This window comes from Amycolatopsis keratiniphila (assembly GCF_000400635.2).
Taxonomy (GTDB): domain Bacteria; phylum Actinomycetota; class Actinomycetes; order Mycobacteriales; family Pseudonocardiaceae; genus Amycolatopsis; species Amycolatopsis keratiniphila.
The window spans coordinates 2,765,586-2,790,798 of sequence record NC_021252.1; the positions used below are offsets into that span (position 1 = coordinate 2,765,586).

Sequence of the window (25,213 nt, forward strand, 5' to 3'; positions counted from 1 at the left end):
GCGAGTGCTAGGAGCGCGCGTCCTCCTTCAGCATGTCCGCGCACTTCTCCCCGATCGCCATCGTCGTGATGCACGGGTTCACCGCGACCAGGAACGGCATCGCCGAACCGTCGGCGACCCGCAGGCCTTCGACGCCGCGCACGCGCAGCCGGGCGTCCAGAACGGCCATCGGGTCGCCGTCGCCGCCCATTTTCGCGGTGCACGACGGGTGATAGACCGTGTTGTGGGTCTTGCGCAGGTAGTCCGCGATCTCGTCGTCGGTTTTGACGTCCTTGCCGGGAGCCAGTTCGGTGCCCGCCCATTCGTCCAGCGCGGGCTGCTCGGCGATCTTGCGCGCCAGTTTGATCCCGTAGGTCATTACGCGCATGTCGTGCTCGTCGGTGAAGTACCGCGGGTCCACCTTCGGCTTGTCCCGGTAATCGCGGCTGCGCAGCCGCACGGTCCCGGTCGACCGCGAACGCGTGACGTTCGGGGTCAGGCAGAAGCCGTTCTCGGTGGTGGGATAGCCCTGCCGGAGGGTGTTCATGTCGAACGGTACCGAGCCGTAGTGGAACATCAGGTCCGGCCGGTCGAGGCCTTCCTCCGTGGTGGTGAAGATGCCGATCTCCCACCATTGCGTGGATTCGGTCGTCATCGGCTGCAGGGCGTCCCACTGGATGACGCCTTCGGGGTGATCCTGCAGGTTCTCGCCGACGCCGGGGGAGTCCACCAGCACGTCCACACCGACCTCGCGCAGATGCTCGGCCGGGCCGATTCCCGACAGCATCAGGAGTTTCGGCGTGTCGATCGCGCCCGAAGACAGGATCACCTCGCGCCGCGCGCGCAGCTGGATGCCGTGAATCAGGTCGTCGGCCAGGTATTCCGCGCCGGTGCAGCGTTTGCCGTCGAACAGCAGCCGCCGGACGCGGGCGCCGGTGATGATCTCCAGATTCGGCCGCTTGCCGATGATCGGGTGCAGGTACGACACCGAAGCCGACGACCGCGTACCGTCCTCGCGCGCGTTGATCTGGAACCAGTTCGCCCCGTGCGTCACGGTCTTGCCCGAGTTGAACTCCGTCCTCGGGATCCCCGCCTGCTCGCACGCCTGCAACAGCGCGACACCGGTCGGGTCGTTCGGCGGCACCGAGCGGATGGTCACCGGACCCGAGCGGCCGTGGTGGTCGCCGGGGCCGTCGTTGGTCTCAAGACGCTTGTACAGCGGGAAGATGTCCTTCGCGGCCCAGCCGGGCAGGCCGAGCGACGACCATTCGTCGAGGTCTTCCGCCGGCGCCCAGAACGCGATGCACGAGTTGTGCGACGAGCAGCCGCCGAGCACCCGCGCGCGGGCGTGGCGCAGGAACGAGTTGCCGGATTCCTGCGGCTCCACCAGGTAGTCCCAGTCGTAGCCGGATTCCAGCAGGGCCATCCACTTCGTCAGTTCCAGCACCGCCGGATCGTCCACATCGGACGGTCCGGCTTCGAGGAGCGCGACGGTGACGTCCGGGTCTTCCGAGAGTCTCGCCGCGACCACCGAACCCGCCGTCCCGCCGCCGACGACGATGTAGTCGAACTCTCCGGTCACTGTGCTGCCTCCTCGGGATGTGCTTCCGCGGCGTGATCGGCCAGGACGCCGCTCTTGTGCCGCAGGACGAACCAGTAATACGCGAAACCGGCGACCGCCACCGCGCCGACGAACAGCACGGCCCCCCATTCGAGGTACCAGTGATACGGCTCGGTCGCGTTGTAGACCTCGCGCCGGGGCCAGGCCAGGTTCACCACGATCGCGCCGCCCCACAGCACACCGAGGATGTTGACCGGCAGCCCCAGTTTGCCGAGCGAGAAGTACTTGGTGCCCTCCACCTTCGGCGGTGGCCACTGCCCGCGCAGCCGCTTGACCAGCATCGGGACGGTGACCAGCAGGTACGCCAGGTAGATCATGATGATGCCGATACTGGTGATCACCGTGAAGATCTGCGGCTGGCCGACGTTGACCACCAGGATCAGCACCGCGATCACACCGGACACGATCGCGGGGATCACCGGCGTCTTGGTCTTCGGCGACACCCTCGCCAAGTGCTTCCCGGCCGGGAGGTTGTTGTCGCGGCCCATCGCGAACATCATCCGGATCGACGCCGACTGCACGGCCAGGTTGCACACCGTGATGGCCACGACCACCGCGAGCAGGAAGATCGTGCCGATCGTGCTGCCGAGGACGTCGAGCACGATGAACTGCAGGCCGCCGGTCGCGATCTCGGGGTTGTTGATGTCGCCGACCGCCATCAGCGCCAGCAGCAGGATCAGCCCGCCGATGACGAACGACGCGATCAGCGCGCGCAGGATCGCCTTGGGCGCGTTCTTGCGCGGGTCGTGCGACTCCTCACCGAGCGAGCTGGCGGTGTCGAAGCCGTACATGACGTAGGTCGACGCGAGCGAAGCGACCAGGAACGCCCCGAAGTACCCCCACGGCTGGTCGGCGCCGGTGTTGTTCGTTTGCATGACGACCTCGGGGCCCCGCGTGATGTTCACCGCGAGCGCGATGATCAGCAGCACCGCGGCGATCAGTTCGATGAACACGCCGGCGCTGTTGATCCGCGCCATCAGCTTGACACCCCAGGCGTTCACCAGCGTCGTGAACACGATCAGCGCCGTACCCAGGATGACCGCGTTCACCGCGCTGTCGCCGGAGAAGGAGAAGAACGACGAGATCTGGGGGAGCGTGATCTGGTACGCCAGCGCGACGGCGGCGATGCTGACGATCGAGGCGGTGAGCATCATCCACCCGGCCATCCAGGCGACGTGCGGGCTGCCGAGGCGTTTCGACCAGTTGTAGATCGACCCGGCGACCGGATAATGCGCCGCCAGTTCGGCGAACGACAGCGCCACCATCAGCTGGCCGGCGAACACCATCGGCCAAGACCACCAGTACGCCGGCCCGCCGAAGCTGAAGCCGAAGTAGAACAGCTGGAAGGTCCCCGTCAGGATCGAGATGTAGCTGATCCCGGCGGCGAAGGTGTGGAAATTGCCGAGCGTTCTTTCGAGTTCCTGTTTGTAGCCGAAACCGGCCAAGCCGTCGTCGGAAGGAGTGCTCATCGGCAGTTTCCCCTCTTCAGTTGGACGCGGGCTCCCCGGAGAACCAGCGCTGTGGAGCGGGCCGGAGGTTCTGGTAGATGTGCTTCGCCTCCGTGTACTCGGCGAGCCCGGTCGGGCCGAGTTCGCGCCCGAAGCCGGACTGCTTGTAGCCGCCCCATTCCGCCTGTGGCAGGTACGGGTGGAAGTCGTTGATCCAGATCGTGCCGTGCCGCAGCCGGTTCGCGACCCGCTGCGCGCGGGAGGCGTCCGAGGTGAACACCGCGCCGGCGAGGCCGTAATGGGTGTCGTTGGCGATGCGGACGGCGTCGTCCTCGTCGGTGAACGTCTCGACGGTGAGCACCGGGCCGAACGACTCGTCGACGACGGCGCTGCTGCCCTGCTTCACGTTGTCGAGGATGGTCGGCAGGTAGTAGTGCCCCTTCGCGAGCTCGCGATCGTCGGGGCGTTTGCCGCCGGTGCGCAGGACGGCGCCCTCTTCGAGCGCCGCGGCGACGTAGCGTTCGATCTTTTCCAAATGGGCGGCCGAGATCAGCGGGCCGGTTTCAGCCTTCGGGTCGAAAGGTCCACCCAGTCGGATCAGTTCGGCGCGGCGGACGAGTTCGTCGACGAACTCGTCGTGCCATTCCTCCTGGACGATCAGCCGCGCGCCCGCCGAGCAGACCTGCCCGGAGTGCAGGAACACCGCGGTCAGCGCGTAGTCGACGGCGGTGTCGAAATCCGAGTCGGCGAACACGACGTTCGGGTTCTTGCCGCCCAGTTCCAGCGCGACCTTCTTGACGGTCGCGGCCGCGGAGGCGGCGATGATCTTGCCGGTCGCGAGGCCGCCGGTGAACGACACGAGGTCGACGTCGGGGTGCTCGGACAGCGGCGCCCCGGCCTGCGCGCCGGCGCCGAGCACGAGGTTCGCGACGCCGCCGGGGAGGCCTGCCTCGGTCAGCAGCTTCATCAGCATGATCGAGGTGTGCGGGGTCAGCTCGCTGGGCTTGAGGACGAACGTGTTGCCCGCCGCGAGCGCGGGGGCGACCTTCCAGATGGTCTGCAGGAGCGGGTAGTTCCACGGCGTGATCAGCCCGCAGACGCCGACCGGCTCGTGCACGATCCGGCTGAACGCGTCCGGGTTGCCGGTGTCGACCACGCGGCCCGCGTCGTTCGCGGCGAGCTTGCCGAAGTAACGCAGGCACGCGGCGATGTCGGCCATGTCGTATTCGCTCTCGACCAGCCGTTTCCCGGTGTCGAGCGATTCGGCGCGGGCGAAGGCGGCGGCGTCGCGGTCGAGCAGGTCGGCGGCCTTCAGCAGCAGGTCACCGCGCTGCGGGGCGGGCGTCTGCGGCCACGGGCCGGTGTCGAACGCCTTCCGCGCGGCGGCGATGGCCGCTTCGGTGTCTTCACGGGTGCCCTCGGCGACCTCCGCGACCAGCGACCCGTCGGCGGGGCAGCGGATTTCCCGGCGACCACCGCCGACCGCGTCGACCCACTCGCCACCGATGAAAAAGTCCGCCATCAAGCCCTCCGAACCGGCTCCTGCTCAACCGTCGATCAGCGATTATCGCGGCCACCCGACGTGACCGCTACTTGGCAAAAGAGACCATGTTCACACCCTTGGGTGTCGAGTGGTGATTTTCTGACATGTGACCCGTGACGCGGCGGACGGAAGACTCTCAGGCGACCTCCGTAGACTGGCCGGAACGGCGGAAGAGGAACCAGGCGAGGTGGGAGAGTGACGTTGCTCGAGTCCGTGCACGGACCGGCCGACTTGAAGCGGATGAACCAGGACCAGCTCGGCGAGCTGGCCGCGGAGATCCGGGACTTCCTCGTCGAGAAGGTGCGGCTCGCCGGTGGTCACCTCGGCCCGAACCTGGGTGTGGTCGAGCTGACCATGGCGCTGCACCGGGTCTTCGACTCGCCGGACGACGCGATCGTGTGGGACGTCGGCCACCAGGCGTACGTGCACAAGATCGTCACCGGCCGTCACGACGGCTTCGGCAAGCTGCGCCAGCTCGGCGGCCTCACCGGCTACCCGGCGCGCTGTGAGAGCGAGCACGACCTCGTCGAGAACAGCCACGCCTCGACCGCGCTGTCCTATGTGGACGGTCTGGCGAAGGCGTTCGAACTCGAAGGCGGCGGCAGGCACGCGATCGCCGTCGTCGGCGACGGCGCGCTGACCGGCGGCATGTGCTGGGAGGCGCTCAACAACATCGCCGCGAACCCGCGCCGCCCGGTCGTCATCGTCATCAACGACAACGGCCGCTCGTACTCGCCGACCATCGGCGGCGTCGCGGACCATCTCGCGTCGCTGCGGCTCAAGCCCGGCTACGAGCGCGTGCTGGACCGCGGCAAGGAACTGCTGCGGCACACGCCCGTCGTCGGCAAGCCGATCTACGCGGCGCTGCACGCGGCGAAGGCGGGCCTCAAGGACGCGCTCAGCCCGCAGATGATGTTCTCCGACCTCGGCCTCAAGTACCTCGGCCCGGTCGACGGGCACGACCTCGCCGCGCTGGAGAAGGCGTTCCAGAGCGCCCGTGACTTCGGCGGCGCGGTCATCGTGCACGTGGTCACCGAGAAGGGCCACGGTTACGAGCCCGCGGTCACCAACCAGGCCGACCAGATGCACCAGACCGACCCGATCGACCCGGAAACCGGCCTGCCGCCGGTCAAGGGCCCGAGCTGGACCGGGGTCTTCGCCGACGAAATGGTCAAGATCGGCGCCGACCGCGAGGACGTCGTCGCGATCACCGCGGCCATGCTGCGCTCGACCGGGTTGCACAAGTTCGCCGAGGCGTACCCGGACCGCTGGTACGACGTCGGCATCGCCGAACAGCACGCGGTGACCTCGGCCGCCGGGCTCGCGATGGGTGGCAAGCACCCCGTGGTCGCCGTCTACTCGACCTTCCTGAACCGCGCGTTCGACCAGGTCCTGATGGACGTCGCGCTGCACCGCCAGCCGGTGACGCTGGTACTGGACCGCGCGGGCATCACCGGCCCGGACGGCCCCAGCCACCACGGCATGTGGGACCTTTCGCTGCTGGGCATGGTGCCCGGGATGCGGGTCGCCGCTCCGCGTGACGCCGGAACCCTGCGCGAGGAACTGCGGGAGGCCGTCGCGGTCGAGGACGGGCCGACGGCGCTGCGGTTCTCCAAGGGCGGCGTGATCGACTCCGTGCCCGCCGTGGAACGCGTCGGCACGGTGGACGTGCTGCGCAAGCCCGCCGGCGACGCCGACGTCCTGCTCGTCGCGGTGGGCGCGTTCGCGATGCTCGGGCTCGCCGCCGCGGACCGGCTGGCCGACCAGGGCATCGGCGTGACCGTGGTGGACCCGCGCTGGGTCGTCCCGGCCCCGGCCGAACTGGTGGCGCTGGCCGAGCAGCACAAGCTCGTCGTGACCGTCGAGGACAGCGGGCGGCACGGTGGCTTCGGCTCCGCGCTGGCGGCGCTGTTCCGCGACGCCGAATGCGACGTGCCGCTGCGGGATCTCGCGGTGCCGCAGGTGTTCCACGACCACGGTTCGCGCGAGGAGGTGCTGGCCCGCGTCGGGCTCACCGCGCAGGACGTGGCGCGGCGGGTGACCGAATGGTCGGCGAAGCTGGCGAGCCGGACTCCGGCGCCGGAGGACACGCGCCGCTGAGTTTGGCGTCGACGGTCGTGAGTGGCGATTCGGGTTAGAACACGAGTCGCCACTCACGACCACCTGTACCGAGGCCGGGCGGGTGATCCGGCTAGCCCCCGGGTGTCATGAAAGGGCCGTTCAGGACGAAAAATGTCCTGAACGGCCCTTTCATGACACCCGGGAGTTCGGCGCCGCACACCCGGCGGTCGCGCGAAAAGCGCCTTACGTGCCCACGATCCGGCCGACCGCGCGCACGACGAGATCACGCGTCGCGATCGGCGAGGAGAACCCGAGGATCGACAGGTGCACGACGAGGCTCAGCAGTTCCTCGGCGTCGAAGTGGTCCGGCACGGTGCCCGCCCGTTGCGCCTCCCGGATCGCGGCGACCTTGTCCGCGTGCGCCCGCACCTCGGCTTCGGGTGCCGCGTCGAAGCCGTTCTCCAGCCGCAGCCAGCCCATGAGCCGCAGGAGATGGGGGTGTTCGAGGTAGCGGTCGAACAGCCTTCCCGCGTAACCGGGCAGGTCTTCGGGGGTGATCGTGAGGGTCCGGATGGCGAGGTCCACCTGCTCCTCCACGACCTTCTCGAAAAGCTCTTCCTTGCTGCAGAAGTAGGCGTAGATCAGCGCCTTGTTCGCGCCCGCGTTCTTCGCGATGCGGTCCACCCTGGCGCCGGCGATGCCGTACGTCGCGAACTCAGTCGTCGCCGCGTCCAGCAGTTTCCGCTTGGTCGCTTCCTTGTCCCTGACCATGTGACCCACTCTAACTAACTGGTTGGTTGACAGCCAGCCGCACCCCATGGCAGGCTGAATTGGCAACCAACTGGTTAGTTAGGAGCAGGAACATGAAGGTCGCACTGGTCACGGGGGCTTCCGCGGGAATCGGCGAAGCCACGGCACTCGCGCTGCAGGACGCGGGCTACACGGTTTACGGCGCCGCGAGGCGTGTCGAGCGGATGGCGGGGCTCGCCGAGCGCGGGGTCAAGGTCCTCGCGATGGACGTCACCGACGACGCGTCGATGGTCGCGGGTGTCGAGCGGATCATCGAGGAATCGGGTCGCATCGACGTCCTGGTCAACAACGCGGGCTACGGCTCGTACGGCGCCTTCGAGGACGTGCCGCTCTCGGAGGGGAGGTACCAGTTCGAGGTCAACCTGTTCGGCCTCGCGCGGCTCGTCCAGCTGACCACGCCGCAGATGCGCGCCCAGGGTTCCGGCAAGATCGTGAACATCTCGTCGATCGGCGGCAAGATCTACGAACCGCTCGGCGGCTGGTACCACTCGACGAAGTTCGCGGTCGAAGGACTCAGCGACTCACTGCGGCTGGAACTGAAGCCGTTCGGCATCGACGTCGTGGTGGTCGAACCCGGTGCCATCAAAACCGAATGGGGCGGCATCGCCATCGAGAACCTGATGAAGACCTCCGGCGACACCGCGTACGCGCCGCAGGCCAAGGCACTGGCGAAGTTCTTCGACCAGGCCGCGCGCGGTTCCCACCCCAAGGTGATCGCCGACGTCATCCTGAAGGCCGTCCGGGCCCGGCGCCCGAAGACCCGCTACGCCGCCGGTTTCGGGGCGAAGCCGATCCTGTTCGTGCGCCGGGTGCTCCCGGACCGCGCCTTCGACGCGTTGTTCCTCGGGGCGTTGCGCCGCTTCGCCTAAGCGGCGACGGCCGGTTCGGCGACGGGCTCCGCGTACGAGTAGACCTCCCGCGGTTCGGGGAAGAGCTTCACCAGCACGGGATACGCGATCGCCGCCGTGCACAGCGTCACCACCATGCTGATGTCGACGCCGCCCGCGATGTCCTTGAGCGGCCCGGCGATCATCGGGGTGTTGGCCGTCAGCAGGCCCAGCGTCGTCGCCGGGATCCAGGCGGCCATCGCGCGCCAGTTCACCCCGCGGGTGAACCAGTAGCGCCCGCCCTTGCGGCCCTGGTTGAACACCTGGAGGTCGTCCGGGTCGTAGAACCCGCGCCGCAGCACGAAACCGATCATCATGATCACCATCCACGGCGACGTGCACAGCACGATCAGCGTGGCGAAGGCGTTGATGCTGGACACCATGTCCAGCACGAAATTGCCGACGAAGATGAACACGACGCTGAGCGAGCCGATCAGCAGCGTCGCCTGCACCCGGCTCAGCTTCACGAAGATCGAGCTGAAGTCCAGCCCGGTCCCGTAGAGCGACGTCGTGCCGGTGGACAGCCCGCCGATCAGCGCGACCACGATCAGCGGGATCGCGTACCAGAGCGGGGAGATCGCGGTCAGGCCGGTGATGTAGTCGGCCGGATCGGCGACCAGGGTCGCGGTGGCGATGCCGAACCCGAACGGCAGCAACGTCGCCACCTGCGCCAGGAACGGCGCGGCCAGCAGGGAACGGCGGCTGTGCCGCGCGGGGATGTAGCGCGTCCAGTCGCCGAGGAAGGCGCCGAACGAGATCGGGTTCGCCATCGTGGTGAGCGCGGCCAGGATCCACGTCGGCCAGAAGTCGCCGAGCGCGTAGGTGCCGGTGCCGGCGAACCCGGGGTCGAACGTGCCGCCGTAGGCCACGATCCCGAGCAGCATGATCGCCGTGCCCAGCACCACGGCGACCCGGTTCACCAGCAGCATGAACCGGTAGCCGTAGATGCACACCACCAGCGTGGCGATCGCGATGACGCCGTACGCGACGCCGCGGAGCACTTCGCCGCCGTCGAAACCGAAAAGCCGCTGTGCCGCACCGGCGACGGCGTCGCCGCTCACCCAGACCGAGATGGCGAAGAACGTGATGGCCGTCAGCAGCGAGAGGAAGGAGCCGACACAACGGCCGACGACGCCGAAGTGCGCGCCGGAGGAGACCGCGTTGTTGGTGCGGGTGAGCGGGCCGAACAACGACATCGGCGAGAGCACCAGCGCGCCGACGACCACGCCCGCGACGGTGGCCGCCATCGCCGCCCAGAAGCTCAGCCCGAAGGCGATCGGGAGGGTCCCGAGGATGATGGTGGCGAAGGTGTTCGCGCCGCCGAACGCCATCCGGAACAGGTCGCGCGGACGCGAGGTCTGTTCTTCCGGCGGGATCGGCGCGATGCCGTGCTGCTCGACTTCGGTGACCTTGTCACCCATGGGGACCTCCGGCTAAGAGCTTCAGGCGAAGCGGGTCATGACGTGCTTCACGCGGGTGTACTCGGCGAAGGAGTAGGACGAGAGGTCCTTCCCGTGGCCCGAGTGCCCGAAGCCGCCATGGGGCATTTCCGAGACCAGCGGCCCGTGGGTGTTGACCCAGACGCAGCCGAAGTCGAGTTCGCCCGAAACGCGGGTCGCGCGTGACAGGTCGTTGGTCCAGATCGACGACGCCAGCCCGTAGGGGACGCCGTTGGCCAGGCGCACCGCCTCGTCCTCGTCCGTAAAGGACTGGACGGTGATCACCGGGCCGAAGATCTCCTCCTGCACGATCTCGTCGTCCTGCTTCAGGCCCGAGATCACGGTGGGGGAGAAGAAGAAACCGCGGTCGCCGGCGGGCGTGCCGCCGGTCTCCACGCGGGCGTGCGAAGGGAGACGATCGACGAGTCCGCGGACCCGCCCGAACTGCGCCTCGCTGTTGAGCGGGCCGAAGTCCTCGCCCGGGGCCTGCGCGGCGGCGGCCTTGGTCAGTTCCGCGACGAACTCGTCGTGGATCGCCGCGTCCACCAGCACCCGGCTGCCCGCCGTGCAGTCCTGCCCGGCGTTGTAGAACGCCGCGCCGACGATGCCCTCGGCCGCTTCGGCGAGGTTCACGTCGCCGAAGACCAGCAGGGGCGCGTTGCCGCCGAGTTCGAGGTGCGTGCGCTTGAGGTCGGCCGCCGCGACGGTGGCGACGTCGATCCCGGCGCGGGTCGACCCGGTGATCGACACCAGCTCGGTGATCGGATGCTTCACCAGCGCGCGGCCGGTGTCGCGGTCGCCGCACAGCACGTTGAAAGCGCCCTCCGGCAGGAACTCCGCCGCGACCTTCGCGAGCAGGACGGCCGTCGACGGCGTGGTCTCCGCGGGCTTGAGCACGACGGTGTTGCCCGCCGCCAAGGCCGGGGCGATCTTCCAGACACCCATCATCAGCGGGTAGTTCCACGGCGCGATCTGCGCGCAGACGCCGACCGGCTCCCGGCGGATCGCCGACGTGTGCCCCGGCAGGTACTCGCCGGACGCGGTGCCTTCGAGCTGCCGCGCCGCACCGGCGAAGAACCGCAGCGCGCTGACGCACTCCGGGATCTCCTCGTCCAGCACGACGGCGCGGATCTTGCCGGTCTCCCGGATTTCGAGCTCGGCGAACTCCTCCGCGCGGGACTCCAGCGCGTCGGCGATCTTCAGCAGCGCGAGCTGACGCTGGGCGGGCGTGCTCTTGCGCCACACCTTGAACGCCCGTTCGGCCGCGGCCAGCGCGGCGTCCACATCGGACTGCTCCGACAGGACACTCGTGCCGAAGACCTCGCCGGTGGCGGGGTTCACCAGGTCGAGCGTCCGCGAGCCCGACGCCGGTACCTCGGCGCCGTCGACGAAATTGAGGACCTGAGTCATTTCTTCTCCAGGTGGGTCGGCTCGAACATCTTGAGCAGGGCGGGCAGGACGACCACAGACGGGCCGGGCGTGGCCAGCGCGTCCGCCAGGTCCTTCCCGACGGTGTCCAAAGAGGACACCGTGGCCGGGACGCCGAAGGACTGTGCCAGCGCGGCGAAATCGGGGCGGGCGAGTTCGGTGGCGGTGGACTGCCCGAACGCGCCGGTCAGATACTCGCGCAGGATGCCGTAACCACCGTCGTCGACGATGAGCCACGTGACGTCCAGCCCGTGCTGGACCGCCGTGGCCAGCTCCGCGATGCCGTACATCGCGCCGCCGTCGCCGGACACCGCCAGCGCCGGGCCGCCGGTCGCCGCGGCGCCGCCGAGCGCGCCGGGCAGGCCGTAGCCGAGCCCGCCCGCGCCCTGCGCGGTGTGGATCGGCGCGCCCTCGGGATTCCACGCCGACCAGGCCCAGTAGGCCGCGATCGTCATGTCCCAGAACGTCTGGGTACCTTCGGGGATCGCCGCGCGGATGTCGTCGATGAGCTTGCGCTCGGCTTCGAGGGGCTGGCCCTCGAGGCGTTCGCGCACCTTCGTCAGCAGATCCGCCACCGCCTTTTCGGCGGCGCCGTCCGACTGCCGGAACGGAACCTGCTCCAGAAGTCCTTGCAGGACAAGGCGGACGTCGGCGTGGATGCCCAGCGCCGGGTAGTTCGACTCCAGCTTCCCGAGATCGGCCTCGACCTGGATCACCCGGCCGCGCGGGGCGAACTCGCGGTAGTTGCTGGACAGCTCGCCGAGCCCGGAACCCAGCACCAGCAGCACATCCGCGGCCGAGAGGAATTCGGTGCTGTGCCAGTCCTCCAGCCACGATTGCCCGGACAGCTCGTGCTCCCAGCCGAAGACGCCCTTGCCGCCGAACGTCGACAGCACCGGCGCGCGCAGTGCCTCCGCGAGCGCCTTCAGTTCCGCGTGCGCGCCCGAGCGCAGCGCGCCACCACCGGCGAGGATCACCGGATTCCCGGCCGTGCCAAGGAGATTCGCGGCCTCGGTGACGAGCTCCGGCAACGGGGCGAGCGGAGCGGGCCGTGCCGTCACGGACGTGATCCGCGGCAGGCCCGCCGGCGCCAGCAGGATGTCCTGCGGGATCTCGACCCACACCGGGCCGTACGGCGCGGTCGCCGCCGATTCCCACGCCTCGCGCAACGCCGTCGGGATCTGGCTGACGGTACGCACCACGTGCACCGACTTCACCACGTCACGGAAACTGGCCTGCTGATCGGGCAGTTCGTGCAGATAGCCGTGCCGTCCACCGCCGAGCCCGGCGACCGGGACCTGGCTGGAGATCCCGAGCACCGGGACCGACGCCGCCCGCGATTCCTGCAACGAGGCCAAAGTCAGCAGCGCGCCAGGGCCGGTCGACACGATCATCGGCGTCACCGGGACCGGGCCTTCGGGATCGGCCGCGAGCCGGGCGCGGGCGTGCCCGTCGGCCGCGAACGCCAGATTGTTCTCCACCCGCGAGCTGACGACGCGCAGGTCGTCCGTGCGCCGCAACGCTTCGAACAGACCGAGCGCGTGCTGGCCCGGCAGGCCGAACACGGTGTCCGCGCCGAGCGCGTGGAGGGTTTCGACGACGACGTCGCCGCCGATGCGTTGTGTCATGCGCTCTTCCCCAAACTGAGCAGGCTCACCAGGTCGTAGGCGACGTGGGAAGCCGCGATGGCGGTGATCTCGGCATGATCGTAAGCCGGGGCCAGCTCCACCACATCGGCTCCGACGAGGTTGCAGTCCCGCAGCCCGCGCAGGATCTCCAGCAGTTCGCGGCTGGTCATCCCGCCCGCCTCGGGCGTGCCGGTGCCGGGCGCGTGCGCCGGGTCGAGCACGTCGATGTCGACCGAGATGTAGAGCGGGCGGCCGCCGATGCGCTGGCGCAGCGCGTCGACGGTCTCGGCGACCCCGCGGCGCATGACGTCGCCGGAGGTGACGATGCCGAATCCGAGGCGGCGGTCCTCTTCCAGATCCCGCTTGCCGTACAGCGGGCCGCGCGTGCCGACGTGGGACAGCGCTTCGGTGTCGAGGATGCCTTCCTCGGACGCCCGCCGGAACGGGGTGCCATGGGTGTACGGCTCGCCGAAGTAGGTGTCCCAGGTGTCGAGGTGCGCGTCGAAGTGCAGCAGCGCCACCGGTCCGTGCTTCTTCGCCGCCGCCCGCAGCAGCGGCAGCGCGATCGTGTGGTCGCCGCCGACGGTCACCAGGCGCGTCCCGTCCGCGGTGAGTGCCTCGGCCTCGCTCTGCAGCGTTTCGATCGCCTCGCCGATGTTGAACGGGTTGAGCGCGATGTCGCCGGCGTCGACCACCTGCGTTTCGGCGAACGGGGAAACGTCGAGTTCCGGGTGGTACGGGCGAAGGAGCCGGCTGGCCTCACGGAGCGCGGAGGGGCCGAAGCGCGCGCCGGGGCGGTAGGACACCCCGGCGTCGAACGGCACCCCGACGACGGCGACGTCGGCGCGCTCGACCTGATCGATCCGCGGAAGCCTCGCGAAGGTCGCGAAACCGGCGAACCGGGGCACCTTCGAAGAGTCGACGGGTCCGATCGGGTTCTGCTCAGGCACTGTGTCTCCTTCTTAGGTGGTTCAGGACTGCGAAGCGGCGAGTTTCGCCTCTTCTTCTTCGGCGGCCGCGCTGCCGTTCAGGCGGCGGGTCCACAAGGTGAGGATTTCGTCGGAGGTCCGCGGGGTGAGGAAGCTGACCAGCAGGTACACCGCGAGGCTGGAGCCGAGGCCCCAGTAGATCGGGCTGTTGGCCTCGACGCCGTCGACGAACATGAACGTGATGACCACGCTCGCGCCGACCACCATCGACGCGAGCGCGCCCTGCCGGGTGCCGCGTTTCCAGGCCAGCCCGCCGATGATCGCGACCAGCAGGCCGCCGACGAGGATGTCGTAGGCGATGGTCAGCGCGTTGACGACGTCGTCCACGATCATCGCGATGCCGATCGCGGCGATGCCGAGGACCAGCGTGGTGATCCGGTTCCTTGTCACCTCGTTGCCGGCCTTTTTGAGGCCCAGCTTGGAAAGCAGATCCGAGGTGCTGACCGTGGAGCAGGCGATGAGCGCGCCGCTCGCGGTCGACATCATCGCCGAGAGCGCCGCCGCGAGCACCAGCCCGCGGATCCCGGCGGGCAGCTGCTGCTCGACGATGGTCGCGAACGCGTCCTGCGCGCTGGCGAGGTTCGGGTACAGCGTCTTGGCCGCGGTGCCGATCAGCGCGCCGGCGAGACCGTAGACGAGGCAGTAGACGCCGGAGATGACGCCGCCGCCGGTCGCGATGCCCGGCGTCCGCGCGGTGAACACGCGCTGCCAGATGTCCTGGCCGATCAGCAGGCCGAAGCTGTAGATGAGGAAGTAGGTGAAGATCGTGTCGCCGCCGATGGCGGTGAGTTCGAAGTAGCTCTCGTCCAGGCGCGCGGCCATACCGTCGAAACCGCCCGCGGACACGATCGAGACCGGCAGCAGGATCAGCAGGATGCCGATGGTCTTGATGACGAACTGGACGATGTCGGTCAGCGTGATCGACCACATGCCTCCGAGCACCGAGTAGAGCACCACGATCGAGCCGCCGATGGCGATACCGGCCCAGCTCGGCACGTTGAACAGGACCTTGAAGATGGTGGCGAACGCCAGCGTCGAGGTGACGGTCAGCATCAGCGTGTAGCCCCACATGACCACGCCGGAGATGGTGCTGGTGGAGCCGCCGTAACGCAGGTCGAGCATCTCGCCGACGGTGTAGACGCGCAGTTTCACCAGCCGCCGCGCGAACAGCGTGTGCAGGACCAGGATGCCGACGCCGATCGCGATCACGAGCCAGGCGCCGGAGATGCCGTAGGTGTAGCCGAGTTTCACCCCGCCGACGGTCGAAGCGCCGCCGAGGACGACCGCGGACATCGTGCCCGAGTACATGAACCAGCCGAGGCGGCGGCCCGCGACGAGATAGTCCGATTTGGTCTTGGCGAGCCGCAGCCCGAACCACCCGACCCCGATCATGCCCGCTATGTAGAGCGCGATCACCGCGTAGTCACCGGCCACGGTGTCCTCCTTGACTTGGGGCTGTTCGCTTCGTTCGGGTCACCGTAGGTTCGTTCGCAGCTTGAACGACATGGGATGATCCATCCGAACTTCGGTGTGGATGAGGATGGAATGACCCAAAGCCGCGATCCGTTCGACTCGGATGTGAATGTCCCGTTACGGGCCGTGGTCGGCAACCCGGAACTGGCACTCGACCCGGTCGTGGAGACCTTGCGGCCGGGCGCGCTCGACGCCCCGGTGCGCTGGGCCCACGTCAGCGAGCTGCTGGATCCCGTGCCGTACCTGCTCGGGGCGGAGCTGCTGCTCACCGCCGGGGTGAACCTGCCGGTGGAACCGGCCGAGATCGACCGCTACGTCCGGCGGCTGGCCGGCAGCGGGATCTCCGCGCTGGGGTTCGGGCTCACCCCGGGCGCCTACGAGACGTTGCCGCCGCCCCTGCTGGCGGCGTGCGCCCGGCACGGTCTCCCGCTGCTGGTCGTCCAGCCGCAGACGCCGTTCCTCGCGATCAGCCGGGCCGTGTCGGTCGCGCTCGCCGAGGCAGGGCAGCGGGAACAGCGGCGGATCGCGGCCGCGCGGGAGGCGCTGACCAGGGCGGCGGGCGACGGGCTCGGCGAACTGGCGAGCGCGCTGGCCGGACGGCTCGGGGCGTGGGTGGCGCTGGTCGGCGCCGGCGACGTCCTGGCCGCGGACCACGGGGCGCCGTCACCGCTGCCCGCCGAGGTCCGGGAACTGGTCGCCACGCTGCGGGCGGGCCGGGGGATCCGCAGCGCGACCACGGAACTGGCCGACGGCACGCACGTCGTCGCGCAGCCGGTGTACCCGCAGGCGACGGCGTCGCATCTGGTCGTGGTCGGCCGGGTCGCGCGGTTCGACGGCGCGGACCGGTCGATCCTGTCGGTCGGGGCGGCGCTGCTCGGGCTGGCGGGCCGCGCGGGTTCGGACGCGGCCGGGCTGGGCGCCACCGCGACGGGACTGCTGCTGGGGGAGACCGAGGTGATCGGCGGGGACGAACGCCGTCTGGTCGCCGGGATCGCGTACCGCAAGGGGCCGAACGAGGTCGCCGTCCGCTACGACTGGCTGCGCGCCCGGCTCGACACCCCGCTCGTGCGGCTGCGGCCGGGGCCGCGCTTCGACGCGATCGTCCGCGAGGCGCCGGAGGCAGGCGACCTCGACCGGCTCCGTGCCGACGGCTGGCTCGCGGTCGTGGGTTCGCCCGTCCCGCCCGGACGGCTTCCCGAAGCGGCGGGCGAGATCGAGCTGCTGCTGACGCGGGCGGCCGCGCTGGGACGGCCGGTGATGGCGGAAAGCCCTTCGGGACTGGACGCGCTGATCGATCCGGGCGCCGCGGCCGGGTTCGCCGCACAGATGCTGGCGCCGCTGCGCGAACTCGACCGGAAGGGTGAGCGCGAACTGGTCGGCACGCTGCGGACCTGGCTCGCGCACCATGGCGGCTGGGACCGCACGGCCGCCGAACTCGGCGTGCACCGCAACAGTGTCCGGCACCGGATCGGGCAGATCGAACGGGCGCTGGGGGTGGATCTGGCGGATCCGGAGACGCGGATGCGGCTGTGGTTCGCCCTGCGCTGGTCCTCGTGAGTGGTAGCGGCGGCTAGGGCGAAGGGTGCCTACTGGCGGTCTTGCGTGACTGGATGGACGACACACGTGATCAGACGGACGGCACGCGTGTCTGGACGGACGACTCACGGCGAAAGCTTCGCCGCGAGCGTGTCGTCCATCTGGTCACGTGTGTCGTCCGTCTGATCACACGTGCCGTCCGCCCAATCACGCGAAGCCACCGTCTCGGTACAGGTGGTCGTGAGTGGCGATTCGGGTTAGAACCCGATGTGCTGTTTCAGGACCTCACGGACAGATGTGTTTCAGGACTTGTCGGACAGTTTGGTGTTGAGTGGTTGGTAGCGTACTGCTCGGTTGAGGGTGAGCTGGCGGGCGATGGTGTCGCCGATCATGATGGTGACACGGTCGCCTTGCCAGAACACGGTGGCTGTGTGTCCGGTCCAGTTTCGGCCCAGGACGATGGAGTAGCCGGAGAAGGCGATGACGCCGGTGGCTGAGACGGTGCGTTGAGTGCGGCCGCTGGGGGTGTTGCGGCCGGTGGCGGGGGTGGCTTTGGGGCTGGCGTCGTAGCGTTGCCGTGGGGTGTGGCCGTCGAGGCTTTGGTGGCGCCGGTGGTTGTTGTAGATGTGGCGGTAGTCCTCGAGTAGCTGTTGCAGGACGGCAAGGTTCTCGGCAGGAGGGCGGGCGGCGAGCCATTTCCTCAGGGTTCGGTGGACACGTTCGTTCTTGCCGCAGGTTTGCGGGCGATAGGGCCTGGACGCGATGGCGGTAACGCCGTGTTCGGCGAGGTGACGTTCGAGTTCGACCCTCTGCCCTCGGTGTTTTCCGGAGAAAGCTAATCCGTTGTCGGACAACACTTTGACCGGTAGACCGTGGCCGGCGAAGGCCTGTTGCAGCGCTGCCCAGGTGTCGGTGCCGTTCTCGCTGGCGGCGGCGTAGGAGCCGACGTCGAGGCGGGAGTGGTCGTCGAGGATCTGGACGATGCAGACCTTCTGGCCGTCGGCCAGGTAGTACTCCATGCCATCGATCTGCCAGCACCCGTTCGGATCGGAGTACTCGAACCGGCGCCTCGTGCGGGGTCTCTTGCGGGGCTCCGGTTCGATCTGGCCGTGCTCGCACAGGATCCGGTAGATCGCCGACTTCGACGGCACCGGCGCGAACCCCGCCTTCTCCAGCCGCCAGCGGATCGAGATCGGCCCGTTGTCCCAGCCCTCGTCCGCGAGTTCCTTGCGGGCCCGCAGCACCGCCTCGGCCACCTCCGCGCCTAATGCGGTGGGACGGTGGCGCGGGGCGGTGCTGCGGCGGATGAACCCGTTCGCCGCCTCGCTCCGCACCCGGGCCACATACCGATAGAACGTGTCCCGGGAAACCCCGTGCTCACGGCAGAACTGCGACACGTTGACCTTCTCGCCCACGGCTGCCCGAGCGACCGCGGCGACGAACTCAGGATCCATCGAAAACCCTGTACTGCCCATCGTCGCATGATCACCACGAACACCCTGGTCACCACACCGACAGGCCGATCAGTGTCCGTGAGGTCCTGAAACATCAACTGTCCGACATGTCCTGAACTCAGACATCGGGTTAGAACCCGAATCGCCACTCACGAGACCCGACCGCCTCGGTACCGGTGCTCCTTGCAGTCCGTGAAGGGGGCCTTCACGGACCGGCCCCGGGAGCAGCGGCCAGGAGCCAGCAGGTGCCGAAAACGCCTCACGACTCCAATAAGGTCACTCTCAGGAATGTGTGGCAACGTAGGGTCGTGCGAATTCTGGTAGTCGAAGACGAAGAACCCCTCGCCGACGCGATCGCACGCGGCCTGCGGCGCGAGGGTATGGCGGTGGACATCGCGCTCACCGGTGACGACGGGCACGAGAAGGCCGCCGTCACCCGGTACGACGTCGTGCTGCTCGACCGCGATCTCCCCGGCATGTCCGGTGACGACCTGTGCCGCGAGATCGTCGCGTCCGGCGAGCTGACCCGCGTGCTGATGCTCACCGCGAGCAGTTCCGTTTCGGACCGCGTCGACGGGCTTTCCCTCGGCGCCGACGATTATCTCGCCAAGCCGTTCGCCTTCCCCGAACTCGTCGCGCGCGTGCGGGCGCTGGGCCGCCGCGCGACCCCGGCCGCGCCGCCGCTGCTGACTTCCGGCGACGTCGAACTGGACCCGGCGAGGCGGACCGTCCGCCGCGCGAGCGGTCCGGTCGAGCTGACCCGCAAGGAGTTCGGCGTGCTGGAGGTGCTGCTGTCGGCCGCCGGTTCGGTGGTCAGCAGCGAGGAACTGCTCGAACGCGTGTGGGACGAGAACGCCGACCCGTTCACCACCACCGTCCGGGTCACCGTGATGACCCTGCGGAAGAAGCTCGGCGAGCCGGGCATCATCGAAACCGTCGTCGGCTCCGGTTACCGGGTGCCGGAGCAGGGGACCGCACGCGGGTGAACCTGTCCGGCGCCCGCAGCCTGCGCGCGCGGGTCACGTTGCTCGCGACCGGGCTGGTGGCACTGGTCAGCCTCCTGTTGCTCTGGCTGACCTGGAATCTGGTCGGCGACGCGGTCTCCGCCGTGCCGCAGCTACCGCCGGGCACCATGGTGCGCGTCGACGGCGTCGAGGTCGACGCGTCCGCCGTCACCGAACATCTGCGGGTCTACGCCCGGAACCGGGTGCTGCTGTTCGGCGCGGTCGCGTTCTGTTTCGTCGTGCTGGCGGCGGGGATCCTCGCGTGGACGTTCACCGCGCGGGTCCTTCAGCCGCTGCGCGAGATCACCGGCACCGCGCGCCGCCTCTCGATCGAGTCGATGGGGGAGCGGATCGGTGAGGTCCGCACGAAGGACGAACTCGCCGAACTGGCCGAGACCTTCGACGACATGCTCGACCGGTTGCAGGCCGCGTTCGACGCGCAGCGGCATTTCGTCGCGAACGCCAGCCACGAACTGCGGACGCCGCTCGCGGTCATCCGCACCGAACTCGACGTCACCCTGGCCGACGAGCACGCGGACGAAGCCGAGTTACGCCGGATGGCGGGTGTCGTCCGCGACGCGACCGAACGGGCCGAGCGGCTGGTCGGTTCCCTGTTGCTGCTCGCGCGCACGGACGGCGCGGGGCTGGTGGCCAGGGAACCGGTCGACCTGGCGGTGATCGTCGCGAGCGCGTGGCGCGCGGTGCGCGTCGAAGCCGAAAAGCGCGGCATCCGCACCGAATTCGCGACCCCCGGCGCGCCGACTTTCGGCGATCCCGCGCTGCTGGAACGGATCGCGGGCAACCTGCTGGAGAACGCCGTGCGGCACAACGTCGACGGCGGCTGGCTGGACGTCGTCACGCAGGCCGGTCCACAGTGGTCGGTGCTGCGGGTGCGTTCCTCGGGCGGGCTGCTCGATCCGGCGGCGGTCCCCGAACTGTTCGAGCCGTTCCGCCGCGCCGGCGTCGCCAGGACGGCCCGCACCGGGGCCGGGCTGGGGCTCTCGATCGTGCGGGCCGCGGTGCAGGCGCACGGTGGCACCGTGTTCGCGGAACCCGTTGTGGGCGGCGGTCTTTCGGTGACCGTCCACCTGCCCGCTCTGCCCTGACCCCCGGCTGGGGTTACGGTTTCGGGCATGGTTCCCAGTAATCGGCTGAACAACGGAACATCCCTCCCGCAACTCGGGTTCGGGGTGTACAAGATCGGCGACGACGAGGTCGTGGGCGCGATCCGCACCGCCATCGAGGCGGGTTACCGCGCCATCGACACGGCGACCCTGTACGCGAACGAACGCGGCGTCGGCGAGGCTGTCCGCACCAGCGGGCTGCCGCGTGAGGAACTGTTCGTCACCACGAAACTCTGGAACACCGAACACGGCTACGACCCGGCGTTGCGCGCCTTCGACACGAGCCTGAGCGAGCTGGGGCTCGACTACGTCGACCTGTACCTGATCCACTGGCCGCTTCCCGCGCAGGACAAGTACGTGGAAACGTGGCGGGCGCTGGAAAAGATCGCCTCCGACGGCCGGGCGAAGGCGATCGGCGTCTCGAACTTCCAGATCCCGCATCTGGAGCGGCTGATCGAGGAGACCGGGATCGTCCCGGCGGTGAACCAGATCGAATGCCATCCGTGGCTGCAGCAGCCGTTGCTGCGGGACTTCCACGAGAAGCACGAGATCGTCACCGAGGCGTGGGGCCCGCTGGCGCGCGGCGGAGACCTGCTCGCCGACGAGAAGCTCACCACGATCGCCGAGAAACACGGCAAGACGCCTGCTCAGGTCGTGCTGCGCTGGCACGTCGAGATGGACCATCTGGTGATCCCGAAGTCCGTCACGCCCGAACGGATCAAGGCGAACATCGACGTCTTCGACTTCGCGCTCGACGCGCACGACACCGCCGCGATCGCGACGCTGGAGCAGGGGAAGCGGCTGGGGCCGGATCCGGACACACTGGGCGCCTAGACCCGGCCCCGGTCGCCTACCGCACGTCGACGAAGATCGGGTTCCCGTACAGCCACAGGTCTTCGAACGGGTTCGACTGCCCGATCACGTCGGCGCTCGGCTCGATCCCGCCGGGCACGTGCTTCTTGCCGTCCGTGCCGCGTGTCCGCACGAAGAACGGCTCGCGCACGTCGCGGAACGTGTGCCGGAAGGTGACCCGCCGCCCGGGCGCCCACCGCGGCTCGAAGGACCGCACCACCCGCGTGCCCGGGGCGGTCTGCGTGTCGCGGTCGGCGGCCGGGCCGGTCACCGGTCCGGACACGAGGTCGAGCCGCGCGAGCCGCGGGATCGCGCCGCCGCCGTTCGGCCGGGCCGCGAGCTTCGCCGAGACGACCACCGTGACGTCGGATCCGCGCCGGACCCGCAGCCTGCCGCCCATCGTCGCCGAGCTCCAGCCGCTGTACGCGCCGAACTCCAGTTCCTGCGCCAGCCCGCCGTGCACCACCCAGACGCGGCCCGCGCGCAACCCTTCCAGCACGCCTTCGTGGCTTCGGCGGGTCACGCCGACCATCGTCCGGCTGAACTCGGCGGGAGCGAAGTCCGCGTACGGCGGCAGGGTCTGCGGAACGCCGGTGTCGATCGGGTCCGGGTAGCCGCCGTGCTCGTCGTAGTAGCCGTCGGGGACGCTGGGCCGCACGTGGGTGTCGCCGCGGTTGTAGTGCGAGTCGGAGTTGCTGGTGATCCACCACGGCTTTCCTTCGGCCAGCAGCGAATCCCAGAGCCCGCCGACGGTCGCGGTGCTCCAGTCGAAGCCGCCGTAGGTGCGGTAGGCCGACTCCGGGAAACCCGGCCACGAGTTCGAGCCGGGCGAGTTGCCGTACCCGCCGCGCGCGCCACCGCCACTTCCGAGCGGTTTGGGGAAGCCGTCGGCCTGCGCTCCCGGCGCGCCTTCCATGCCGATGACGATGCCGGGCGCGGCGTCGCGCAGCGCGCGGATCTCGTGCGGGGCGATCCGGCCGTTGCGCAGCGGATGGTTGATCACCACCACCGGTGCGTGGATCCGGCGTGCCCGCTCTTCGGCGGCGAGCCAGCGGATCGCCTTGACGGCCAGCGCCTCGTTGTCCGGCGTGCCCGGTTCGGTGCCGGTGAGCCGCCAGTCGAAGGCGCGCTCGAACTCCCGCAGTTTCGCGGCCTGGTCCGCGCCCGCCTGGAAGAACAGCGTGGCGTGCTCGGCACCCGGCACGTTCCATTCCATGCCCTGCCACAGCAGGAGATCGGGATGTTCGCGCTGCGCCGCCCGGATCGCGGCGTTCGTGCGCTCCACCGACGACTTCTCGTGCGCGGCGTGGCCGTGATCGGTGATCACCGCCCAGTCCGCGCCGTGACGGCGCGCGTCGGTGGCGATTCCGTCCACTGTGTACATCGCGTCGTAGGAGTACTGCGTGTGGATGTGGTGATCGCCCGCCAGCCACCGATAGCGGTCACGGCCGAAGACAAGGCCGAGATCGAGGTCGAGGTTCAGGTCGAGGGCGTCCGCCGGTGCCGCGGCGGCGAGTGGGGCGCCGGCGGCCGCCGCGGAGACGAGGCCCGCGCGCTTGAGGAATCCGCGGCGGTCGACGCCGGGTTTTTCGCTGTTCACCGGCCGGACGCTAAAGAGCCTCGTTGAACGGACGATGTCCGGACGGCCAACGAACGGCGCTCTGTGATGCCCGTCTCCCCGGGGGATGGCCGGGGAGACGACCGTTCCCTTGCAGGACCCCAGGCTTTCACGAAAACGTAGCCGCTCGCCATCGATTCCACGAAAAACGCGAAAGGCCACCGCCTGCGATCAAGGGATCGCCGACGGTGGCCTTTCGCCGAGGCTCAGGAGAGCGGCACGCTCGCCACGCCCGGGGCCAGGAACGGCTTGCCGTTGACCTTCTCGGACACGCCCGCCCGGTCGAGGTACGGCGTGATGCCGCCCAGCCAGAACGGCCAGCCCGCGCCGAGGATCAGGCACAGGTCGATGTCCTGCGCCTCGGCGACCACGCCCTCGTCGAGCATGATCCGGATCTCTTCGGCGATCGCGGCCAGCGCGCGGTCACGCACCTGCTCGGACGTCGACGGCGAGTCGCCCTGCTGCCAGAGCTCGGCCACCTCGGGGTCGACGGTGGCGTTGCCCTTGTCATCCCACTGCCAGACGCCCTTCTTGCCCGCCTTGACGAAGCGGTCCAGGTTCTCGCTGACGGTGAACCGGTCCGGGAACGCCTCGTGCAGGGTCTCCCCGACGTGCAGGGCGATCGCCGGGCCGACGAGCTGCATCAGCGTCATCGGCGTCATCGGCAGGCCCAGCGGCTCGAGCGCCTTGTCGGCGACGTCGAAAGGCGTGCCCTCGTCGACGGTCACCAGCACCTCGCCGAGGAAACGCAGCAGCAGCCGGTTGACCACGAACGCGGACGCGTCCTTGACCAGCACGCTCGACTTCTTCAGCTGCTTGCCGAGCGCGAACGCCGTCGCCAGCGCGGCGTCGTCGGTCTTCTCCGCGCGGACGATCTCCAGCAGCGGCATCACCGCGACCGGGTTGAAGAAGTGGAACCCGACCACGCGCTCCGGATGCTTCAGCTGCGACGCCATCGCGGTGATCGACAGCGACGACGTGTTCGTCGCCAGGATCGCCTCGGGGGAGACGTACTGCTCCAGGTCGGCGAAGACCTTCTGCTTGACGCCCAGCTCCTCGAACACCGCCTCGATCACGAAGTCGGCGTCGGCGAAGGCCGACTTGTCGAGCGAGCCGGTGACGAGCGCCTTCAGCCGGTTCGCGCCGTCCGGCGAGACCCGCTTCTTGGCCAGCAGCTTGTCGATCTCACCGTGCACATAGGACACACCCTTGTCGACGCGTTCCTGGTCGACGTCGGTGAGCACCACCGGCACCTTGAGTCTGCGCACGAACAGCAGCGCCATCTGGCTGGCCATCAGCCCCGCGCCGACGATGCCGACCTTGTTCACCTTGCGCGCCAGCGACTTGTCCGGCGCGCCCGCCGGCCGTTTGGCCCGCTTGTTGACCAGGTTGAACGAGTACAGCCCGGCGCGCAGGGTGTCGTCCATGAGCAGTTCGGCGAGCCCGTCGGTCTCGGCCGCGTAGCCGCGGTCCAGATCGTTCTCGCGGGCCAGCTCCAGCAGCTCGACGGCCTTGGTCGCGCCGGGGGACGCGCCCTTCGTGCGACCGTCCACAATGGCCTTGGCGCGGGCGATCGCGGCGTCCCAGCCCGCGCCGCGGTCGATCTCGCGACGGGCGGGGCTGATCTCGCCGTTGACGACCTTCACCAGCCACAGCAGGGACTGCTCGAGGTAGTCGGCCGAGCCGAAGACCTCGTCGACGATGCCGAGCTCGGCCGCCTGCGCGACCTTCAGCATCTTGTTCTGGGCCAGCGCGTTCTCGATGATCACGGTGACCGCGGCGTCCGGGCCGATGAGGTTCGGCAGCAGCTGCGTGCCGCCCCAGCCCGGGAACAGGCCGAGGAAGACCTCGGGGAACGCGATCGCGGCGGTGTTCTCCGAAAGCGTGCGATAGTGGCAGGAGAGCGCGAGTTCGAGCCCGCCGCCCATCACCGCGCCGTTGATGAACCCGAAGGTCGGGATCTCGGTTTCGGTGAGGCGCCGGAACACGTCGTGCCCGGTCTGCGCGATCTCCCGCGCCAGCGCCGGATCCGCGACCGCTTCGACGCCGGAAAGGTCGGCGCCGACGGCGAAGATGAACGGCTTGCCGGTGACCGCGATCGCGGCGGGGTCCGCGGCGAAGGCGGCGTCGATAGCGGCGTTGAGGCTCACCAGGCCTTGCGGGCCGAAGGTGTTGGGCCGGGTGTGGTCGTGGCCGTTGTCGAGGGTGATCAGCGCGACGGGCTTGTCGAGCCCGGGCACCTTCACCAGCCGGGTGACGGCGTTCGTGACGACCTCGTCGGGGAAGGCGGCTTTCGCTTGGTCAGCGGTGAAAGTCATG

Annotated in this window: 18 protein-coding genes; 6 read left to right on the forward strand and 12 right to left on the reverse strand. The window is 69.2% G+C overall.

The genetic code is table 11. The annotated features are described in order from the left end of the window. Positions 1–7: 7 nt before the first annotated feature. The 3 genes from AORI_RS53990 to AORI_RS54000 are packed head-to-tail and all read right to left on the reverse strand — an operon-like array spanning position 8 to position 4,570. Positions 8–1,561, reverse strand: a complete 1,554-nt coding sequence (locus AORI_RS53990) for a GMC family oxidoreductase (RefSeq protein ID WP_016332967.1) — start codon at positions 1,559–1,561, stop codon at positions 8–10. Continuing rightward, positions 1,558–3,069 carry an APC family permease gene (locus tag AORI_RS53995; RefSeq protein ID WP_016332968.1) on the reverse strand — a complete coding sequence of 504 codons (1,512 nt, stop codon included), beginning with the start codon at positions 3,067–3,069 and terminating at the stop codon, positions 1,558–1,560. The genes AORI_RS53990 and AORI_RS53995 overlap by 4 nt, the downstream gene beginning before the upstream one ends. A gap of 16 nt (positions 3,070–3,085) precedes the next feature. Next, positions 3,086–4,570 (reverse strand): aldehyde dehydrogenase family protein, encoded by a 1,485-nt coding sequence (locus AORI_RS54000; RefSeq protein ID WP_016332969.1) that lies wholly within the window; start codon positions 4,568–4,570, stop codon positions 3,086–3,088. Between the two features lie 216 nt (positions 4,571–4,786). On the opposite strand from AORI_RS54000, the gene dxs reads away from it, so the two are divergent. Next, positions 4,787–6,691, forward strand: coding sequence for a 1-deoxy-D-xylulose-5-phosphate synthase (gene dxs, locus AORI_RS54005; RefSeq protein WP_016332970.1), 1,905 nt, complete (start codon positions 4,787–4,789; stop codon positions 6,689–6,691). A gap of 204 nt (positions 6,692–6,895) precedes the next feature. Here the strand turns inward: dxs and AORI_RS54010 are convergent, their stop codons facing one another. Continuing rightward, positions 6,896–7,423, reverse strand: a complete 528-nt coding sequence (locus AORI_RS54010; protein WP_016332971.1) for a TetR/AcrR family transcriptional regulator — start codon at positions 7,421–7,423, stop codon at positions 6,896–6,898. A 92-nt stretch (positions 7,424–7,515) separates the two neighbouring features. Between AORI_RS54010 and AORI_RS54015 the strand changes: the two genes are divergently transcribed. Further along, entirely contained in the window at positions 7,516–8,331 is an 816-nt protein-coding gene (locus AORI_RS54015) for an oxidoreductase (protein WP_016332972.1), read from the forward strand. Here the strand turns inward: AORI_RS54015 and AORI_RS54020 are convergent. Genes AORI_RS54020 through AORI_RS54040 form a run of 5 tightly spaced genes read right to left on the reverse strand, consistent with a single transcriptional unit; the run spans position 8,328 to position 15,267 of the window. Further along, complete coding sequence (locus AORI_RS54020) at positions 8,328–9,770, reverse strand: purine-cytosine permease family protein (RefSeq protein ID WP_016332973.1); 1,443 nt, start codon at positions 9,768–9,770, stop codon at positions 8,328–8,330. The two genes, AORI_RS54015 and AORI_RS54020, sit on opposite strands and share 4 nt — an antisense overlap. Positions 9,771–9,791: 21 nt before the next feature. Continuing rightward, positions 9,792–11,198: an aminobutyraldehyde dehydrogenase gene (locus tag AORI_RS54025; RefSeq protein WP_016332974.1), complete on the reverse strand. Its 1,407-nt coding sequence runs from the start codon at positions 11,196–11,198 to the stop codon at positions 9,792–9,794. Then, entirely contained in the window at positions 11,195–12,844 is a 1,650-nt protein-coding gene (locus AORI_RS54030) for a thiamine pyrophosphate-binding protein (protein ID WP_016332975.1), read from the reverse strand. Before AORI_RS54030 ends, AORI_RS54025 begins: the two co-directional genes overlap by 4 nt. Further along, positions 12,841–13,794 (reverse strand): agmatinase, encoded by a 954-nt coding sequence (gene speB / locus AORI_RS54035; protein WP_016332976.1) that lies wholly within the window; start codon positions 13,792–13,794, stop codon positions 12,841–12,843. The genes AORI_RS54030 and speB overlap by 4 nt, the downstream gene beginning before the upstream one ends. Positions 13,795–13,815: 21 nt before the next feature. After that, positions 13,816–15,267: a sodium:solute symporter family protein gene (locus AORI_RS54040; protein ID WP_016332977.1), complete on the reverse strand. Its 1,452-nt coding sequence runs from the start codon at positions 15,265–15,267 to the stop codon at positions 13,816–13,818. A 111-nt stretch (positions 15,268–15,378) separates the two neighbouring features. On the opposite strand from AORI_RS54040, the gene AORI_RS83770 reads away from it, so the two are divergent. Beyond that, positions 15,379–16,863, forward strand: coding sequence for a PucR family transcriptional regulator (locus AORI_RS83770; protein ID WP_200870967.1), 1,485 nt, complete (start codon positions 15,379–15,381; stop codon positions 16,861–16,863). 281 nt (positions 16,864–17,144) lie between these two features. Here the strand turns inward: AORI_RS83770 and AORI_RS54050 are convergent, their stop codons facing one another. Beyond that, complete coding sequence (locus AORI_RS54050) at positions 17,145–18,317, reverse strand: IS481 family transposase (protein ID WP_228688344.1); 1,173 nt, start codon at positions 18,315–18,317, stop codon at positions 17,145–17,147. Between the two features lie 287 nt (positions 18,318–18,604). Between AORI_RS54050 and AORI_RS54055 the strand changes: the two genes are divergently transcribed. Genes AORI_RS54055 through AORI_RS54065 form a run of 3 tightly spaced genes read left to right on the forward strand, consistent with a single transcriptional unit; the run spans position 18,605 to position 21,258 of the window. Then, complete coding sequence (locus AORI_RS54055; RefSeq protein ID WP_007033550.1) at positions 18,605–19,282, forward strand: response regulator transcription factor; 678 nt, start codon at positions 18,605–18,607, stop codon at positions 19,280–19,282. After that, complete coding sequence (locus tag AORI_RS54060; protein WP_016332980.1) at positions 19,279–20,406, forward strand: sensor histidine kinase; 1,128 nt, start codon at positions 19,279–19,281, stop codon at positions 20,404–20,406. The genes AORI_RS54055 and AORI_RS54060 overlap by 4 nt, the downstream gene beginning before the upstream one ends. Before the next feature lie 27 nt (positions 20,407–20,433). Beyond that, a complete protein-coding gene (locus AORI_RS54065) occupies positions 20,434–21,258 on the forward strand; it encodes an aldo/keto reductase (RefSeq protein WP_016332981.1) in 825 nt (274 codons plus the stop codon). A gap of 16 nt (positions 21,259–21,274) precedes the next feature. On the opposite strand, the gene AORI_RS54070 is transcribed toward AORI_RS54065, so the two are convergent. Both AORI_RS54070 and AORI_RS54075 read right to left on the reverse strand, forming a co-directional pair. Further along, positions 21,275–22,876: a CehA/McbA family metallohydrolase domain-containing protein gene (locus AORI_RS54070; RefSeq protein WP_016332982.1), complete on the reverse strand. Its 1,602-nt coding sequence runs from the start codon at positions 22,874–22,876 to the stop codon at positions 21,275–21,277. A 224-nt stretch (positions 22,877–23,100) separates the two neighbouring features. After that, a complete protein-coding gene (locus AORI_RS54075; protein WP_016332983.1) occupies positions 23,101–25,212 on the reverse strand; it encodes a 3-hydroxyacyl-CoA dehydrogenase NAD-binding domain-containing protein in 2,112 nt (703 codons plus the stop codon). Position 25,213: the final 1 nt, after the last annotated feature.